At 70.8% G+C, this 17,777-nt stretch carries 11 protein-coding genes, 2 pseudogenes and 1 riboswitch; of the genes and pseudogenes, 6 read left to right on the forward strand and 7 right to left on the reverse strand.

Features of this window, described 5'->3' with window-relative positions:
• The 3 genes and pseudogenes from AB0J58_RS35595 to AB0J58_RS35605 all read left to right on the forward strand — a co-directional run.
• Positions 1 to 92, forward strand: a pseudogene (locus AB0J58_RS35595) (inorganic phosphate transporter); the annotation flags it as partial.
• Between the two features lie 161 nt (positions 93 to 253).
• Positions 254 to 778, forward strand: a complete 525-nt coding sequence (locus tag AB0J58_RS35600; protein WP_364224216.1) for a phosphatase PAP2 family protein — start codon at positions 254 to 256, stop codon at positions 776 to 778.
• A 184-nt stretch (positions 779 to 962) separates the two neighbouring features.
• The gene (locus tag AB0J58_RS35605) at positions 963 to 2,009 is read left to right on the forward strand and encodes a class I SAM-dependent methyltransferase (RefSeq protein WP_364224160.1); all 1,047 of its coding nucleotides are present in this window, start codon (positions 963 to 965) and stop codon (positions 2,007 to 2,009) included.
• A gap of 22 nt (positions 2,010 to 2,031) precedes the next feature.
• Here AB0J58_RS35605 and AB0J58_RS35610 read toward each other — a convergent pair whose 3' ends face one another.
• The 4 genes and pseudogenes from AB0J58_RS35610 to metE form a co-directional block, all read right to left on the reverse strand.
• Positions 2,032 to 2,820, reverse strand: coding sequence for a neutral zinc metallopeptidase (locus AB0J58_RS35610; RefSeq protein WP_364224162.1), 789 nt, complete (start codon positions 2,818 to 2,820; stop codon positions 2,032 to 2,034).
• A gap of 178 nt (positions 2,821 to 2,998) precedes the next feature.
• The gene (locus tag AB0J58_RS35615) at positions 2,999 to 5,032 is read right to left on the reverse strand and encodes a hypothetical protein (protein WP_364224164.1); all 2,034 of its coding nucleotides are present in this window, start codon (positions 5,030 to 5,032) and stop codon (positions 2,999 to 3,001) included.
• 281 nt (positions 5,033 to 5,313) lie between these two features.
• The gene (locus tag AB0J58_RS35620) at positions 5,314 to 7,971 is read right to left on the reverse strand and encodes a hypothetical protein (RefSeq protein ID WP_364224166.1); all 2,658 of its coding nucleotides are present in this window, start codon (positions 7,969 to 7,971) and stop codon (positions 5,314 to 5,316) included.
• 508 nt (positions 7,972 to 8,479) lie between these two features.
• Positions 8,480 to 10,711, reverse strand: a pseudogene (metE, locus tag AB0J58_RS35625) (5-methyltetrahydropteroyltriglutamate--homocysteine S-methyltransferase).
• A gap of 104 nt (positions 10,712 to 10,815) precedes the next feature.
• Positions 10,816 to 11,034, reverse strand: a riboswitch (cobalamin riboswitch).
• Positions 11,035 to 11,113: 79 nt separating this feature from the next.
• On the opposite strand from metE, the gene AB0J58_RS35630 reads away from it, so the two are divergent.
• Positions 11,114 to 11,716, forward strand: a complete 603-nt coding sequence (locus tag AB0J58_RS35630; RefSeq protein WP_364224168.1) for a superoxide dismutase — start codon at positions 11,114 to 11,116, stop codon at positions 11,714 to 11,716.
• A 65-nt stretch (positions 11,717 to 11,781) separates the two neighbouring features.
• On the forward strand, positions 11,782 to 12,369 hold the full coding sequence (locus AB0J58_RS35635; RefSeq protein WP_364224170.1) for a GNAT family N-acetyltransferase: 588 nt from the start codon (positions 11,782 to 11,784) through the stop codon (positions 12,367 to 12,369).
• On the opposite strand, the gene AB0J58_RS35640 is transcribed toward AB0J58_RS35635, so the two are convergent.
• Complete coding sequence (locus AB0J58_RS35640; protein ID WP_364224172.1) at positions 12,327 to 12,845, reverse strand: O-acetyl-ADP-ribose deacetylase; 519 nt, start codon at positions 12,843 to 12,845, stop codon at positions 12,327 to 12,329. The genes AB0J58_RS35635 and AB0J58_RS35640 overlap by 43 nt on opposite strands.
• A gap of 213 nt (positions 12,846 to 13,058) precedes the next feature.
• On the opposite strand from AB0J58_RS35640, the gene AB0J58_RS35645 reads away from it, so the two are divergent.
• Positions 13,059 to 14,066: a GNAT family N-acetyltransferase gene (locus AB0J58_RS35645; RefSeq protein WP_364224174.1), complete on the forward strand. Its 1,008-nt coding sequence runs from the start codon at positions 13,059 to 13,061 to the stop codon at positions 14,064 to 14,066.
• A 174-nt stretch (positions 14,067 to 14,240) separates the two neighbouring features.
• Here the strand turns inward: AB0J58_RS35645 and AB0J58_RS35650 are convergent, their stop codons facing one another.
• Positions 14,241 to 16,781: a PEP/pyruvate-binding domain-containing protein gene (locus AB0J58_RS35650; RefSeq protein WP_364224176.1), complete on the reverse strand. Its 2,541-nt coding sequence runs from the start codon at positions 16,779 to 16,781 to the stop codon at positions 14,241 to 14,243.
• Positions 16,778 to 17,527, reverse strand: a complete 750-nt coding sequence (locus tag AB0J58_RS35655) for a helix-turn-helix domain-containing protein (RefSeq protein WP_364224178.1) — start codon at positions 17,525 to 17,527, stop codon at positions 16,778 to 16,780. Before AB0J58_RS35655 ends, AB0J58_RS35650 begins: the two co-directional genes overlap by 4 nt.
• Positions 17,528 to 17,777 lie beyond the last annotated feature (250 nt).

Consider the following 17,777-nt stretch of genomic DNA (forward strand, 5'->3'; position numbering starts at 1 on the left):
GCTTCCACGACGCCGCGAACGCGATCGCGACCTCCGTCTCAACGCGCGCACTGACGCCGAGGGCCGCGCTCTTCATGGCCGCGGCCATGAACTTCAGATCGCCACCGACGGCACCCTCGTGCTCCTCGGGTTGATCCTCGTCCTGGTGTGGTGGACCGCCCTGCGCCGGGGGGACGTACGCGGCGTCGCCGGAACCGTCATGATCGGCGTGGGCACCGTCGCCGCCTATGCGATCAGCGAGACGGTGAAGCTGATGGTGACCGAGGAACGCCCCTGCCGGGTGGTGCCGGGAGCCGCGGCGGCGATCGCGGAGTGCCCGGAGGTGGGGGACTGGTCGTTTCCCAGCAACCACGCCACCCTGGCCGCCGGGCTCGCGGTCGGGCTGGCCCTGCTCCGTCCCCGCCTCGCCGCGCTGACCCTGCCGCTGGCCGCGGTGGCGGCGCTGCTCCGGGTGATGGTGGGAGTCCACTACCCGCACGACGTGCTCGCCGGTGTGATTCTCGCCGCAGGCGTGGTGGTGGCGGTGCTGCTCGCGCTCACGCCGCCGGCGGTGCGGCTGGTGTCGCCGCTGGTCGAGCGCCTGGGCCGGAACGACTCCGACCCCGAGGGCCGGTACGGTCGCCGTCCGGTCGCCGCCGCGGGCCGGCACCGGGCCGGCCCCTCCCTCCAGCACGGGCGGCCGATGGGGGATCTGCCCGCCGAGCCGCATCACTTCGATCCTTTCCGGGCCGACCTGTCGCAGGCGTCGGACAACGGCCGGCACAGCGGACGCTTTTGATCCGAGGCCGAAGGAGCCGTTGCGCGACGTTGAACATCCGTTTCCGGGGGGCGCGAAAGGCCGGCACTACGCTGGGAACGGTGGTCGCGCGGGATTCGCCGACCTCTCCCGCGCGCTCCCGCGCGGCGGGCGGACTCGAACCGAGCTCCGCGGGCGACCACACGGACCGACGGGGAAGGCTCCGATGGACGAGGCCGGGCTGCAACGGCTCGTGGACCAGGTCGTGCTCGACATGGGAGCCGCCTTCGGAGCGGCGACGGTCGTACTCGGAGACCGGCTGGGCCTGTGGAAGGCGATGGTGGGTGCGGGCCCGCTCAGCCCCGGTGACCTGGCCTGGCGCACCGGCACCAACGAGCGGCTCGTCGCCGAATGGCTCGCGGCCCAGGCATGTGCCGGATACGTCCGCTACCGGGACGGCACCTACACGCTGACCGACGAGCAGGCGAGGGTGTTCGCCGACGAGACCAGCCCGGTGTTCATGACCGGGCTCGCCGAACTGATCTCCTCCGTCTACCGCGACGAGGCCGGGATCGCGGCGGCCTACCGAGGTGCCGGGGACCTGGCCTGGCCCGACCACGACCGGGCGCTGTTCAACGGCACCGAGCGGTTCTTCCGCCCCGGATACGCCGCCCACCTGCGAGACAGCTGGATTCCCGCGCTCTCGGACGCCGAAGGGAGACTGACCGCCGGGACCCTGGTCGCGGATGTCGGCTGCGGGCACGGCGCCTCGACCATCGTGCTGGCGGAGGCGTACCCGAACTCGCGCTTCACCGGCTTCGACGCGCACCTGCCCTCGATCGTGCGGGCCCGCGAGCTGGCACTGCAGGCCGGGGTCACGGACCGGGTGAGTTTCGAGACGGCCTACGCCGACGACTACCCGGGGGCCGGCTACGGCCTGGTCTGCCTGTTCGACTGCCTGCACGACATGGGCGATCCCGTCGCCGCGCTGCGACACGTGCACTCCACCCTGACGCCCGACGGCACCGTGTTGCTGGTCGAGCCGTTCGCGCACGGGCGACTGCCGGACGACCTCAACCCGGTGGGCCGGCTCTTCTTCAACGCCTCGGCCACCATCTGCGTACCCAACGCGCTCGCCCAGGGCGGCACCGAGGCCCTGGGCGCGCAGGCCGGGCGGGAACGGCTCTTCGAGGTGGCCCGGCAGGCGGGTTTCACCCGGACCCGCCAGGCGACCGCCACCCCGTTCAACCTGGTACTGGAGCTGAAACCTTAGCGCGCCGGCTCTTTTCCGCGGATCAGGACACCAGGGACGGGCCGGCGGTCCAGGTGTCGCAGGCGGCGGGGGAGAGCGCGCGGTAGCCGCGCTCGAACCAGCGGACCCGGTTGGCGCCGCTGCCGTGGGTGTGGCGCTCGCCCTCGTCACCGCTGGCGCGGAGCTTCTCGGACAGTGCCTTCCAGTCCTGATCGGTACGGGGCAGCGAGTCCCGTACGCTGCCCAGGAACACCCCTGACAGGCAGTCGGCCTGGAGTTCGTAGCGGCGGCCGAGTTCGGCCTGGCGGGTGTGGTCGGAGCGGACGCGCCCCTCGTAGCGGTCCCTGACGCCGGTGAGGCTCTGCAGGTGGTGGCCGTACTCGTGGGCCGCCACCTTGAAGGGGTACAGATCGGTGCGGTCCTCGATCCAGGCATCGGTGAGCGGGAACACCAGCGTGGCCCGTTTCGTGCAGTAGAAGGCGTCCGCGCCTTGGGGCCAGGGTATGCCGCAGACACGCCGCGCGGGTTCGGGGTAGAGGCGGACCGCGGGCGCGCGGAACCGCAGCCCGGCCCGAGCGAAATGGGCGGACCACGAGGTGTTCAGACACTTCATGACCGCGGTGAGGTACTCGCCCGGCTGTGGGATGCCCCTGTCGATGAGCGGCGGCTCCGGGCACGAGGTGGCCGCCAGCCTGCCGGACTTCAGCAACGAGGGCTTGGGCGCGGCGGCCTGCGCGACTCCGGCGGGCAGCACGGCAAGACACACGGCGACCAGCGGGACCCAACGCCGGAGAGGTCGCCGGGAACCGGCGCGGAACGGGAGGAGGCGCATGACCGGACAGCTTAGAACTCCCGGCGCCTCTGCCGCGCACCCGGCTCGCGCCGGCCTGCCGTCCGGGTGGCGGGCAGCGATCAGGGCAAGCGGCGGATCTGCGCGTTGAGGCGCTGTTCCATCCTTCGCCCTCGTGCGGTACCGCCGTCAGGGTTGGCGAGAGACCCGGCCTGAGCGGTCAGTGGCGGGACAGGGCGCGGGTGATGCCGGTGGCGATGGTGGTGACCAGCACCCAGCCCGCGATCACCAGCCCGTAGGCGACCCACTGGCCGCCGCCGACGGGCTGGTACGCCTTCTCCTGCCCGAAGTCGATGATCGGAAGCAGCAGATCCAGCGCGTAGAACAGCGCGTTGAAAGCGGGACCCTTGCCGGGTTCGGCACGGGGCGGGTTGTGCACGGCGAACACGACGGCACCGGTGACGAGCAGGGCCAGAAACCACAGGGCGGCGCGGACGGGGCGGTAACCGTACCCGACCGTGACGTCCTGCAGCCACCCCCAGGCCCGCGCGTACAACGGGAGCGCGGCGCGCTGCCGCCGCTGCTTGACCAGCAGCACGGTACGGGCGTCGACGTCCTGCCCCAGCCGCCGGTAGGTGGCGGCGAGCTGCTCGTACGGCTGTGGCACGTACCCGTCGGGATCGCCGTTCAGCCAGGCCAGACGCCGGGTGGCGGGCAGCCTCGGGGCCAGGGTTTGATAGTTGAGACCGTCCTGGCGGCACGGCGACCAGAGGGCGGGGTCGTCGAGGATGACCCCGATCTGGGCGTGCCGCAGGTCGACGGTGCCCTCGGGCGGCCGGGTGGGACGCAGGTCCAGCTCACGGGCCTGGAGCTGCCGGGCGTTCAGGGCGCTGCCGCCCGGTGCGGACAGGGTCGCGTCGTGGAGGTTCAGATACCGGTCGATCCGGGCCCCGACCAGAGCGAACTCTCCTTCGGCGACGAAGCCGCGCCCGCACTTCAGGCCGCCGCCGACGCTCGCCCCGGAGAGGTCGAGCGCCCGGCCACCCGGGTTGCTCAGCCGGGCATCGCCGAAGTCGGCGAACGTGCCGATCCGCGCGTCGGTGAGACGGACCACGCCCTCGGCCCGGAACCCCCCGGCGCACGACAGAGCGCCGCCGGCACTCACCCCGTCGGCGTCGAGGGCGACCCCGCCGGACGCGGACAGGTTCGCGCCGGCCAGGTTCAAAGATCCCGCGACGCGCGCCTGGGAGAGGTCCACCCGCCCCTCGGCGGTGAGGTCGCGGGCGTCGAGGCTCCCCTCGATCTGCAGCTCCGCGGCCTGAAGCGCGACACCGCCGGGATGGGTCAGGCGGGCGCCTTTCAGGTTGAGCTCCCGGTCGATGCGCGAGTCCGCCAGCCGTACTGTGCCCGTCGCGGTGAACCCGTCGCGCAGATACAGCCCGCCCTCGGCGGTGACCCTGGAGGCACGGAAGGCCATCTGGCCGGGATGGTCGATCGTGGTCCCGCTGAAGCCGAACGGCCCGCTCACCCGGGCGTTGCGCAGGCTGACCATCCCGGTGACCGTCATCCACCGGCAGAGGACGTTTCCGTCGGCGATCAGTCCGTCCAGGTTCAGTGCGCTCCGGCCGGAGGCCGACAGACGGGCATGATCCAGGATCACGGTGCCGCTCACCTTGACGTTGGAGAACCCGACCTGGTCCGTGGCGTCGAGCCCGATCGCGGCGATGCCCCGCCCTGCCTGGAGCCGGTCGCAGTCGATGGCCGTGCTCCGCGCGTGGCTCAGCGTGAGGCTTCCGGCGAGCTGGGCTCCGCGCAGTTCCACCGGGCCGGTGAACACGCATCCCTCCAGCAGCAGATGCCCGTCGATCTGCGCGTTGGAACCGTACAGGCCCGGAAGGTGGGAGCCGTTGAAGCTCAGCTGCGGGCAGCGAGTCCAGTGCAGGCTGGGTTTCTCCGCGAAGAAGCAGGACAGGAACCGGGCGGAGTGGCGGAGGGTGGAGTAGGCCAGGTTCACCCACTCGGTGATCCGGGCCCCCTTGATCCGGAGCGCCGGGATCCGGTGCGACCGGGGCGGCTCCTCGCTCATCAGCAGGACGGCGATCACCCTGGCCCGGATCGTCCGCCCCTCGTCCCAGGCCGCTCCCGCCGCCGGGTCGTCCTCCTCCGGTCTCCCGGTGCTGAAGTCGACCTCCTCCCCAAGCGGGAACGCCTCCCACACCCGGCGCTCAGCATCGGACAAGTCCTCGACCCGCACATCGCCCCCCTTCGCGCAAACACTGCCATCTTTTGATCGTTTGCGTCCAGAGAAGGGGTCGACCGCTTCCCGCCGGGAGGGACTGAGCGGTCCGCGCCGCCCCGGAGACTCGCCCCGCCGCCGGGTGCCGGCGATGGGACGAGTGTTCCTGTGTCAGGTCGGCGGCACGCGGACGGCCCTGGTGGCGGTGACCGTGTTGCGCAGGGCGGCCCTGGTCTCCGGGTAGTCGCGAGAGCCGGCGACCCAGGGGAGTCGGACGGTCTCCTATCCGGGGCCTTCGCCTACGGGCAGGCGAACTCCTCGTGGGCCGTGAACCAGATCTCCTGTCTCAGCCCGGTCGCGAGCAGGCCGCACGACAGCCTCGGCTGTTGCGTACCGTCCGACAGCGGTTCGAGAACGTAGACGGGCCCGTTCGGCGGGTACTTGTTGCCGCTGTCGAGGTTGAGGGTTCCGGTCGCGCCCAGGTGTCCTTTGATGCCGGGGTCGTTGAGCCTGGCCTGCACCTCGTGGGGCTCGACCGTCTTCGGGCTCCCCAGATAAACCGCGTCGACGGCCTCGGACATGACGTTGAGCGCGTCATAACCGCCGGCCGCATCACTGTCCGGCGTTATGTTCAAACTCTTGAACACCTCGCCGAAATTGTCCATGAATTTCTGGGAGGTGGGGGGCAGGGGTGTCGTTTTCAAGTCCGTGAAGCCCGTGTAGAAGAGCCTGACGAAGGAATAGTTTCTTTCCAGGACGTGAGGTTCCTCGATGAAATCCTTCGGCAGGGTCTCCGACAGAACGTTGAGCGGCGGGACGATTCCCCCGGTCCTGCACTCGCTGGACACCTCCAGGGCGGCGAACAAATTCGGCAGCAACGCGGACCGGCCCGTGTAGACGAGCAGCCCCCGCGGTTTCTCCACCGCCCGGCAGATCCTCGCGGCCACATCTCCTGGCTGCTGCCTGGGGTCGTTCTCGTCGTAGGCGATGCGGTCGACCACGCCCGGGCTGTACTGTTCGGTGAATTTCTCCATGAGGTCGACACTGAAGGATTCGTCCGCGGGATCGTAGACGACAACGGCCTTCCGATAGCCGTCGGCGTTCTGCGAGGTGTGGGAGGGAACCCGGATCTGGTCGGAGTGCCGGGCGAACTCGACCATGATCTGCGCGATCCGGCTGTTCGGCGGAGAGACCTGAAAGTAGTTGCGTGACTTGTGGTCTTCGACCATGTTGCTTCCGGTGACGGAACTGGCTATCACCGGGATGTCCTCGGCGCCCAGCTCCCTGACCGCGGCGAGGGACTCCTCGCGGCTCTGCGTGATACCGACGACGCCCACGATCCGGTCTTCGGCCGCGCGACCGATGATCTTCGCTGCGACGTCCGGGTCATCGGGACTGTCCGGCCTTCGCGCCCCGTACGCGAAACGCTCGCCGGAGTTGGCGATGAGCAACTTGATCTGCATCCGGCTCTGCATGCCCGTCTGCTTCTTCTGCGTGTTCAACCAGTTCTGCGCGGCGATCACTCCGCGCAGGGTCTGCAGGCCGTTGGGGGGAAGGTTGCCGGCTCTGGCACTGAGCGGGGCGAAGAAGACCACGGAGCGGTAGGGCAGGTCAGGATCCAGGCGACTGTTCTGCTCATCGACGATCTTCTCCAGCGCACGTAGCTCCTCGTCCCGGCCCGGAGCGGCGAGACTGCACTCCTGGCCGTCGGTGACCCCCACGATCTCGCCGGTCTCCACCCGCTCGCACGAGTTCTGCTGCCAGGGCCGGAGGTAGTACAGGGTCGTTCCCGCGATGAGTGCCAGCACCAGCGGCAGCAGGACCGGACGTACGTAGTCCGCGAAGCTGTTCGGCCGCACCACGACCCGGGACGGAGGCGCCAGAGCGTTCGCGGCCGCACCATCGTCGTCCTCCGGTGAGAGCGTCACCACGTAGACGCCCTCGGTCGCCGAGCCCTGTGGCTCGGACCGGTAGAGATCGTCGACCCGGTCGGCGATGGCGGACGGCTGCTGCGGGTCGGAGCCGACCGGGACGGCGTAGGACGGCACCGGACCGGTCAGGGCGCCCAGGATCATCAGGAGCGCGGAGTCCTGGGCCCGGACCACGTAGGCATAGGTGTCGAGGAACTGGCGGCTGGGGGTGCCCAGGGCACCGACCTCGCGGAGCAGGACCACGAACGACCACTGCCGCCGCAGGCGATAGATCCACAGCCGCGAGGGCCGGGCGGCCCTCTGCAGATCACGGAGCAGGGCCATCACCAGGATCCGCTGGGTCAGCACCGGGTCCTGCCGGTACCGGCCCTGAGCGGAGAGGTCCAGGGCCGCAGTCAGGAAGTCCCCGCCGGCGCCGGGTATCTGCGGCCCCACCCAGCGCAGGCCACGACCGACCCGGAGCCAGAGGCCGTAGATCCACGCCGGTAAGCCGAACACGAAGAAGCTGAAGACGGTGCGGACCAGGCCGACCAGGCCCTCCTGGCCCAGGGTCCCGGCCAGTTGTGCCAGGGTCGCCAGCCATTTCCTCCGGCGGATGAGCTCCAGATAGAGGCCGTCGCGGAGCTGACCGCGCTTCGCGCCGATCGTGCCGTCCCCCGCCGACGTCCGCAGTACCGCCCGGCAGGTGTGGAACCGCGGCAGCTTGAGCTCACCGCCGTTTCCCCGGGGGAGATTGCGCGCCAACTGGTGGACGAGGTCGTCGAGCAGGTCGATATGCGGCTCGACGTCCCGCAGGCGGGTGTCGTCGATGAGGGCGTACGGGACGAGGGCTCGCCTCGCGCCGTCGCGGGTCTCGCAGAGCCGCTCCTGGTAGTCGACGATCGCCCGCACGGCCGCGTCGTCCGCCGGGTCGGCCTCGATCTCACGTCTGAGCAGGATCACCGGCAGCCTCCGATTATCGGGCCGGTGGCCCGCGAAGGTGTCGAATTTGCCGATCAGGTAGTGGATCCCCAGCGGGAGCGCCACATCAGTCCCCTTTGATGAGACCTGTCATTTGGGAGAGATCAATGGATCGGGTCAAACCGTACTTGAGTCGCACCAGACAATGGTGCCAATTTCTAATTGCACTAACAACGTGTAGTTTCCCCGCATATTTTCTGCTTCGCGCGACGCGAGGGGTTGGGGTACTTATCCAGGAAAGTGATGTTTAATATCACGGTGTCATGCTGTACGGAGAGCTGACAGGAGGCGGTCCGTCTCGCGGTCACCGGCGGGAGAGGGCGCGGGAGACGCCGGTGGCGATGGTGGCGACCAGCACCCAGTTCGCGATCACCAGCTCGTAGGCGATCCACTGACCGGCGCCGACGGGCTGTACGCCTTTTCCTGCCCGAAGTCGATCACCGGGAGCAGCAGATCCAGCGCGTCCAGAGGAGGTGTGGCCGCTTCCCCCCGGGGGCGGACTGAGCGGTCCGCACCGCCGACCCGGAGACTCGCCCCACCGCCGGGTGCCGGCGATGGGACGAGTGCCCCTGTGTCAGGCCGGCGGCACGCGGACAGCCCTGGCGGCGGTGACCATGTTGCGCAGGGAGGCCATGGTCTCCGGGTAGTCGCGGGTTTTCAGGCCGCAGTCGGGGTTGACCCACAGGCGGGCCGGGTCGACAGCCTGAAGTGCGCGCCGCAGGTTCTGCTCGATCTCCTCGGCGGACGGGACGCGGGGCGAGTGGATGTCGTAGACGCCGGGGCCGATGCCGTTCCGGTAGCCGGCGTCGCGCAGGTCGGCGACGAGTTCCATGTCGGAGCGGGCGGCCTCGACGCTGGTGACGTCGGCGTCGAGATCGCCGATCGCATCGATGATCTCCCCGAACTCGGAGTAGCACATGTGGGTGTGGATCTGGGTGGAGTCGGCGACTCCGCAGGTGGCCAGCCGGAACGCGCCGACGGCCCAGGCCAGATAGGCGGCGTGCTCGTCCCCTCGGAGCGGCAGCAGTTCGCGCAGGGCGGGCTCGTCGACCTAGATGATGCGGATCCCGGCGGCCTCCAGATCGTGGATCTCGTCGCGGAGGGCGAGGGCGACCTGGCGGGCGGTGTCGGCCAGGGGCTGGTCGTCGCGGACGAACGACCAGGCGAGCATGGTGACCGGGCCGGTGAGCATGCCCTTGACGGGCTTGTCGGTGAGGGACTGCGCGTAGGTGGCCCAGCCGATCGTCATCGGCTCCGGCCGGAAGACATCGCTGTGCAGGATCGGCGGGCGGACGCAGCGCGACCCGTAGGACTGGACCCAGCCGTGATCGGTGGCGGCGTATCCGTCGAGCCGTTCGGCGAAGTACTGGACCATGTCGTTGCGTTCGGGCTCGCCGTGGACGAGGACATCCAGGCCGAGTTCCTCCTGCAGGGCGATCACTCGCTCGACCTCCTCCCTCATGGCCTGCCGGTAGGCCGCGTGGGTGAGCCGCCCGGCCTTGTGAGCGGCACGGGCCTTGCGGATCTCGGAGGTCTGCGGGAACGAGCCGATGGTCGTGGTCGCCAGGTCCGGCAGGCGCAGCGCGGCCCGTTGGGCGGCGAACCTCGCGGCCCGGTCGCCACGGCGTACCCCGTCACCGAGCATGTCGAGACGGGCCCGGACCCGGTGGTCGACCGTGGCGGTTCCGGGGGCGGGGGCGGCGGAAGGTGAGACCCGGCCGAGGGCGACGACCTCGGCGACCTTCTGCCGGGCGAAGGCCAGACGACCTCGGACGGCCGGGGCCAGCGCGGTCTCGGCGTCCAGGTCGATCGGGACGTGCAGCAGCGAGCAGGAGGTGCTCACCTCGACCTGGTCGGCCAGGCCGAGCAGGACCGCGCAGGTCGCCTTCGCCCGCTGAACGTCGGTACGCCACACATTGCGGCCGTCCACCACCTCGGCGACGACGGTCTTGCGGGGGAGTCCGCCGACGGAGGCGAGCACGCCGAGATTTCCCGGCCCGGCGACGAAGTCCAGACCGACCGCCTCGACCCGGGTCGCGGCCAGCGTGCGCAGCGCGTCCGCGCCGACCGTACCGAAGTAGGCCGCCACCAGAATCCGGGGCCTGTTGGGCAACTCGCCGAGGCGTTCGTAGACACGGGCGAGCGCGGCGATCTCCTCGGCGTTCCGGTCGGCGACCAGGGCGGGCTCGTCGAGCTGTACCCACCGCGCGCCCGCCCCGGCGAGCCGTTCCAGCAGGTCGGCGTAGACCTCGACGAGCTCGTCGAGCAGGTCGAGAGGCCGGAACCCGGCGGGCGCGCCGGGCGCGGCCTTGGCGAGCAGCAGATAGGTGAGGGGACCGACCAGCACCGGGCGGGTCTCCACCCCCAGGTCCCGGGCCTCCGCGTATTCGGCCAGCGGCTTGGACCGTGCCCCGCCGGCCAGCCGGAACCGGATGTCCGGCCCGACCTCGGGCACGATGTAGTGGTAGTTGGTGTCGAACCACTTGGTCATCTCCATCGCCGGGACGTCCTGGACGCCGCGGGCCATGGCGAAGTACCGGTCCAGGCCGGTCAGGTGCCGGTAACGGCCGGGCACCGCGTCGACCATGACACTGGTGTCGAGTACCTGGTCGTAGAGGGAGAACGTGTTCGACGGGATCGTGTCGAGGCCCGCGTCGCGCAGGCCCGTCCAGACCTCCCGGCGCAGGACCTCGGCCGTCTTCGCCAGGGCGGCGGCGTCGGAGCGCCCGGCCCAGTAGTCCTCGGTGGCGAACTTCAGTTCCCGGTGTGCCCCGATACGGGGATATCCGAGGATCGTCGTTTGCATGGCAGCTTCCCTCGCTGAGCCACGGGCGGCCGGGCAGGAGGAAGGAGCGCGTGAACGGCGCGCGTCCCTGGCCCTCCCACGAGGCCGCGGACCACCGCACGCCGAACGGCGCACGGGCGAAAGGCAGGTCTTCGGACTCGTGGGCGCCACACCTGAGACAGGCGTGTCCTACTGGCCGTCGCTTCCCAGGCCGAAAGACCCAGTGCGTGTGACGGCGGTCGTTCCCACTCACCGCTGCGGGGCAGTCCCGGATTCCCACCGGGTTCCCTCTTACGACGTCCAGATCCCAGGGACCTGGACGAACCATCCGCGTCCAGGAGTCTAACCCGCGGGGCGGCCGCCGCCGCATCCATCCCTTATGCATGCTTGCCGCAGTTGCGACTTACTTGCAATAGTGTCCCTATGTCGATCTACTCGCTGCCGGACCTGCCCTACGACTACGCGGCGCTGGAGCCCGCGATCACTGGGGAGATCCTGGAACTGCACCATGCCAAGCACCACGCCGCCTACGTCAAGGGCGCCAACGACACCCTGGAGCAGTTGGAGGAGGCCCGCGCCAAGGACGCGTTCGGCGGGCTCGTCGGGCTGGAGAAGACCCTGGCGTTCAACCTGTCCGGGCACGTCCTGCACTCGATCTTCTGGGACAACCTCTCCCCGGACGGCGGAGACCGTCCCGACGGCGATCTCGCCGCGGCGATCGACGAGAACTTCGGGTCGTTCGAGGCGTTCGCCAAGCAGCTCACCACCGCCACCCAGACCGTTCAGGGGTCGGGCTGGGGCGTACTCGGCTACGAACCGATCGGCAAGCGGCTGATCGTCCAGCAGGTCTACGACCACCATGGCAACGTCGGCATCGGCTCAACCCCGCTGCTGGTGTTCGACGCCTGGGAGCACGCCTACTACCTGCAGTACCGCAACGTCCGCCCGGACTACGTGGCCAAGCTGTGGTCCCTGGTCAACTGGAGCGACGTCGCCGCCCGGTTCGCCGCAGCCACCCAGGGATAAGTGCCCTCATCGAACAGCGGCGCCGGCCGGCAGGCCCGGCGCCGCACATCCCCCCGGGAGCCCGGATGCCTCGCCACTGTGATCGGCTCGACGGACCACGGACCCAGGCCGTCGCCGCCGAGGTCATCGACCTGTACCGGCACTGCTACGCCGCCCCGCCCTGGTCGGAGACCCCCGAGCAGCTCGCCGGATACCCCGCCAAACTCGCCGCCTCCACCGTCCGGCCGGGCTTCACCGCCCTGACCGCCCGCGATCTCACCGGACGGCTCACCGGGATCTGCTACGGCTGGCCCACCCCCACCGACCTGTCAGGCAACCCCGTCTACGACGCCGTTGTCCGCGCCTTCGGCCCGCACACCGCGGCCGCGCTCACCCACGGCGCCCTGGAGGTCGCCGAACTGTTCGTCCACCCCGACACCCAGGGCCAGGGAATCGGCCGGACCCTGCTCACCCGGGCGACCGCGGCCTGGTCCACCGCCTGGCTCATCACCGATCCGGACAGCCCCGCCGCCGACCTCTACCGCCATCTCGGCTGGCAGGAGAGCGGCCCCCTGCCCCGTGACCTCTACCCCCAACTCCAGCTGTCGCTCTTCACCCTGACCACGTCTGTTCAAGATCCGGCGGCGGTGAGGGCCTTTTCGAAGGCGATGTAGGCGTCCGGGGTGAACAGGACGAACCGGAGATCGGTGACCTGAGCCGGAATGGTGCGTACGGCGTCGAGCGCGATGCGGGCGGCGTCGTCGATGGGCCAGCTGTAGACGCCGGTGGATATCGCGGGGAAGGCGACGCTGGTCGCGCCCAGCTCGTCGGCGACCCGGAGGGACTCGCGGTAGCAGGAGACCAGCAGGTGCGAGCGGTCCTCGGCGGCGGAGAAGACCGGTCCGACGGTGTGGATGACCCAGCGGGCCGGCAGGTCGCCCGCGACGGTGGCCACCGCCTGGCCGGTCGGCAGCCCCTTGCCGTAGCGCGAGGCCCGTAGGTCGCGGCAGGCGGCCAGGATCGCGGGACCACCGCGCCGGTGGATGGCCCCGTCGACCCCGCCGCCCCCCAGCAGCGAGGAGTTGGCGGCGTTGACGACGGCGTCGACATCCTGCGCGGTGATGTCCCCCTGGACCAGCGTGATCTCCATGAGATCGAGTCTGCCAGCGGAACTCCGCCCTCGGCCGAAACAACCGAACCCCTTGGTCGTTTCGGTACCACTCGGCTCTCGTGATTCCAGGCAGGGTCAGGTGCGCGACGTCGCCGGGATAGCGGGCCAGTCGCCGGGCCTGTCCGGGGAGCCTGACCAGGAGGGCGGCATTTATCCCGTTGAGTTCTCGGAGGCGATCTGTAGGTTGTCAGCATGTCTTCGTCGCTTCGCCTGGAGAAGATCACCGCGGACAATGTCGAGGCCGCGTGCCGGCTGAAGGTGCGACCCGACCAGGAGGAGTTCGTGGACCCGGTCGCGTGGTCACTCGCCGAGGCGTACGCGCGACCTGAGGTCGCCTGGCCTCGACTGATCTTCGACGGCGAGCAGCCGGTGGGCTTCGTCATGGGCTTCTTCATGGTCCGTTTCAACCCGGACGACCCGGATGACACGCCCCGCTGCGGAATCTGGCGGCTGAACATCGCCGCCGACCAGCAGGGGCGGGGATATGGCCGCTTCGCGGTGGAGTCCGTGTGCGAGGAGGTCCGCAGACGTGGGCAGGACCGCGTGACGGTGACCTGGGCGCCGGGAGAGCGCGGGCCCGAGCGCTTCTACCTCCGGCTCGGCTTTCGCCCGACCGGCGAGAAGAGCGGCGATCAGGTCGTCGGCGAGCTGGCCCTGACCGGGCGCAGAGATGGATTCCAGGCGGGTCGGGCCGAGGTCCGTCGTCTGACGACCGAGGACTGGAAGACGTTCCGTGATGTCCGGCTCGCGGCACTGGCGGACGCACCGGAGGCCTTCTCCTCCTCGCTCGGGCGGGAACAGGCGTACGACGAGGCACGGTGGCGTGCCGGGATGCTGCCGGAGCGCGGGGTGAAGGCGGTCGCGGTCGTTGACGGCCGGGTAGCCGGGGTCGTCGGCGGCTGGGTGCCCGAAGGCCGGGGTGGGGCGGTCGAGGTGTACGGCATGTGGGTCGACCCGGCCGCGCGGGGCGCCGGGATCGGCGCCCTGCTCGTCGAGGAGGTCGTCGCGTGGGCCGCCGAGCACGGACATCGGAGGATCCAGCTGTGGGTGGTGGACGGCAACGACGGGGCTGCCCGGCTGTACCGGCGCCTGGGTTTCGAGGTCACCGGCGAGTCCGAGCCGCACACCAACGACCCCGGCCTCCACGAACGGCTGATGGTCCGCATGCTCGCCGCCGGTACCCGAGGGCCTTCGCGCTGAGACCCCGGGGACGGCAGCGGCCACGGTGATGAGGGCACCACAGGCGTGATCGACCTGCTCACTCGCTGAGGTGCTTCGCCTCCCCGCGACGGGGAGACGACCTCCAGGGGGCAGGGCGTGTCCGGAGAAGCACGGGGCGGATCGGCTGGAACACCCGCTCGGCGACTCCGGGGATCACGGGGGCGGTGCCAGCAGTTCGACCGTGCCGCGCTCGCCGTCGACCCGGATCCGGTCGCCGTCGCGCAGGCGCATGGTCGCGTTGCCGGTGCCGACCACGGCCGGGATGCCGAGCTCGCGGGCGACGATCGAGGCGTGCGACAGGGGCGCGCCCATGTCGGTCACGACCGCGGCGGCACGGGGGAACATCGGCGTCCAGCCGATGTTGGTCAGCGTCGTCACGAGGATCTCGCCCGGGGCGAGCCGGTCACCGTCCTCGGGACCGGAGATGACGCGGACGACCCCCTCGACGATGCCGGGCGCACCGGGGAAGCCGCTCACCGTCTCGCTCACCGGGGCGCCGTCCCCTCGGGCGTCGAAGATGTCGCCGCGCCGGCCGGGGTCGGCGGCCCAGCGCTCCGGATCGAAGCGGCCGACGATCAGCGTGGGGTAGGCGGGCAGCGCGGCGTACCGCTGGTACGTCGCCCGCCGGACCGCCACCTTCTCCAGGGAGGACGCGTCGCGGCGCAGCACGGCGAGGATCTCCTCGATCCGCAGGAAGAACAGGTCGTCACCGTGGCCGGTGAGCTCCCCGGCCCGCAGGACGAAGGCGCGCAGCGCCCAGAAGGCGCGCACCACCTCCGAGCGGGCCGTCTCCCGGTCGCGGACGATCGCGTTCCACCGTGCCACCCGCTCTCGCGTCCTCGCCACCTTGTCGGGGTGGCGCTCTCCGAAGCGCTTCCAGGCCGCCTCTCGCGCCTCCCGCTGCCGGTCGAGCAGCGTACCGGCGTGTCCCCGCGTTTCCGGCATGGCCGCGAGCTGCGCGTCGATCCACCCCGGGTCCTCGCCGGGACGGGGGATCGAGACCTCGAACTCGTGCGCGCCCCGGTGCCCGTAGAGCTCGGCGAACGTCTCCCGGTCGATCTCTTCGGCGGCGAGCCTCTCCAGACCGACGATCGTGCCGAGACTGGCCAGTTCCCCGTCGGCGTTGGCGCCGGTGAGCATGGCCTCGGCGTCCCGCTCGCCCACCAGCTCGCGCAGCCTGTCGTGGGTCATCACCAGGGCGTTGCCACCCTGGCGCCCGGCCGCCTCCAGGACCTGGCAGGACTCCACGAAGTACGGCAGCAGCTCGGCCTCCCAGAGCCGGGCCAGCTCGTCGGTGGTCGCGGCGGCGGCGATCCGCTCGCGCAGCGCCGTGCAGCGCTCCCGCGCCGTGGCCAGAAAGGGGCGCATCCTCCCGGTGTTGACCGCCACCCGCCTGCGCAGGGTGAAGGCGAGCGGCAGCACGCCCTTGACGATCCGCCAGCGCGAGGTCGGCAGCAGCGGCACGTCCAGGCCGGGCGGCAGCCTGCCGAAGACCTGCTCGATCGCGCCGAGCCTGCTCCGCATGCCCATGGCGTGCGCCACCGAGAACGCGATGCTCAGGTTCATGTAGAAGCGGCCGCCGATGTTGCCGACCACGTTGAAACCGGGCATCTTCGACGCAGACATCGCCTCGCCGATGAAGATCTGCACCAGCGACCAGGTACACGGCGTCATCACGTCGGGGATGGCCTCGCCGAGGTTGGCGCCGGTCCACAGGTAGTCACCGGCCAGGCTGTCGTTCCACTCCTCGACCCGCTGCCTGAGCCGGGTGATCGGGCGGGCCTGCAGGACGAGGAACACCCCGTCGCGCCTGGCCCACTCCACGTCCATGGCCGTCCCGTACAGCTCCTCGATCTCCGTCGCGAGCCGGGCGAGCCGCAGGACCTGCCCGCGGTCGAGCACGCGGCGGCGGCGCAGCTCCTCGGGCACGGGTTCCTCACGCGTGCCGCCGGGCGTGCGGACCGTCATGACGGTCTTGTCGCCGACGCGCTCCTCGACGATCTCCCCGCCGTCCCCGCCGTCCCCGGCCGCCCTGCCGACGACGACGGTGTCGGGCGTCACCTGCCCGCCCACGACGGCCTCGCCCAGCCCCCAGGAGGCGTTGATCACGACCTGGTCGCGTGCGCCGGTGACCGGGTTCGCGGTGAACAGGACGCCCGCCGCGTCGGCCTCCACCAGCTCCTGCACCACCACGGCCAGCGCCACGCCGTCGTGCGGTACGCCGTTCGCCGTCCGGTAGGCGATGGCGCGCGCGGTCCACAGCGAGGCCCAGCAGCGACGGACCGCGTCCGGCAGGGCGTCGGCGCGGACGTTGAGGTAGGTGTCCTGCTGACCGGCGAACGACATGTCGGGAAGATCTTCTGCGGTGGCCGACGAGCGCACGGCGACCGGCACGTTCGCGCCGAGCCTCGCGTGGGCCGCGCGGATCTCGGCGGCGGTCTCCGCGGGCATCTCCCGGGCGGCGAACAGCGCCGCGATGTGCCGGGACGCCTCCTCGGGGGGCGTGCCCGAGACGGCCGCCATGATCTGGTCGTTCAGGCCGTCGCGCGAGACGAAGTCGAGGTAGGCGTCGGTGGTGACGTGGAAGCCCCCGGGAACCGGCAGGCCCGCGCGGGCCAGCCGGGCCAGCGAGGCCCCCTTGCCGCCCGCCAGGGCGAGGCCGGCCGCTTCGTCGTCAAGGGGGAGGGTCTTCAAGGCTTACTCTCCTCAGAGCCAAGGGAGACGCGCAGTTTCCGCTGCGCGGCCTCCACGGCGGCGTCGACGTACTCCAGGGTGGCCCGCGCCACCGCGCGGGCTGCGGCGGGCGGGATCGGGCCGCCGGGCTCCAGCGCTCTGCCGCCGGCGTCGGCGATCAGCTCCGCCAGGCGCTCGTCGGCCGGCCGGTACCCGGCCGGCATCATCGACGGGACGCTCAGGAACCCGTACAGGATGGAGACGAGCGTGGTCACCTGCTCGGCGGGCGACAGGTCGCTGCGCAGGGCGCCGTGCTCCAGCAGCGTGCCGAAGTAGCCCTGGAAGCCGGCGTCCAGTTCGGCGCCCGCCGTACGGTCCCGCTTCTGGCGGGTGAGCCTGCCCAGCACCTCCGAGTCACCCAGGACGCTCGCCCGGATCAGTGGCCTGCTCAGGGTCTCGGAGGCGAGCAGCCTGAGCAGTTCTCGGAGGGTGGCGGGGCCTTCGCCGATCCGCCTGCGCACCTCGGTGATCATCTCGACCCGCTCGCGGCGCAGCAGCGCGGCGAACAGCTCCTCGCGGGTCTTCCAGTGCAGGTAGATCGTGCCCTTGGCGACCCCGGCCCGCCGGGCGATGTCCTCGACGGTGGTCTTGTCGTACCCCCAGCGCAGGACGAGGTCGCCGGCGACGTCCAGGATGTGGTGCGCCCGCGCGAGCCGCTGCGAGGCGTCCTGCGGCGGCCGCCCCACTCTTCTGATCCGTGACTCCACGACCCCTACCATTTCCCAAAAACTTGACCGTATACGGTTATCCGGTCATTTAATTGATAGCACATCGCCGAGTGGCGGACGAGCACGTCCGCCACCCCGCTGCCGAGACCCCGGCCGGGGAGCGGTATGCGAGGCGTCGAAGGCGCCGTCGAGAGGGAACACCGCGCGATCGAGCCGTGGGTCGTGGACGACGACGGTGTCCGGGCTTCGAGGCCGCCGGCGACTCCCCGCCGCATTCCAACGGCCCCGG

The sequence above is a fragment of the Streptosporangium sp. NPDC049644 genome, from assembly GCF_040675205.1.
Classification (GTDB): Bacteria; Actinomycetota; Actinomycetes; order Streptosporangiales; family Streptosporangiaceae; genus Streptosporangium; species Streptosporangium fukuiense.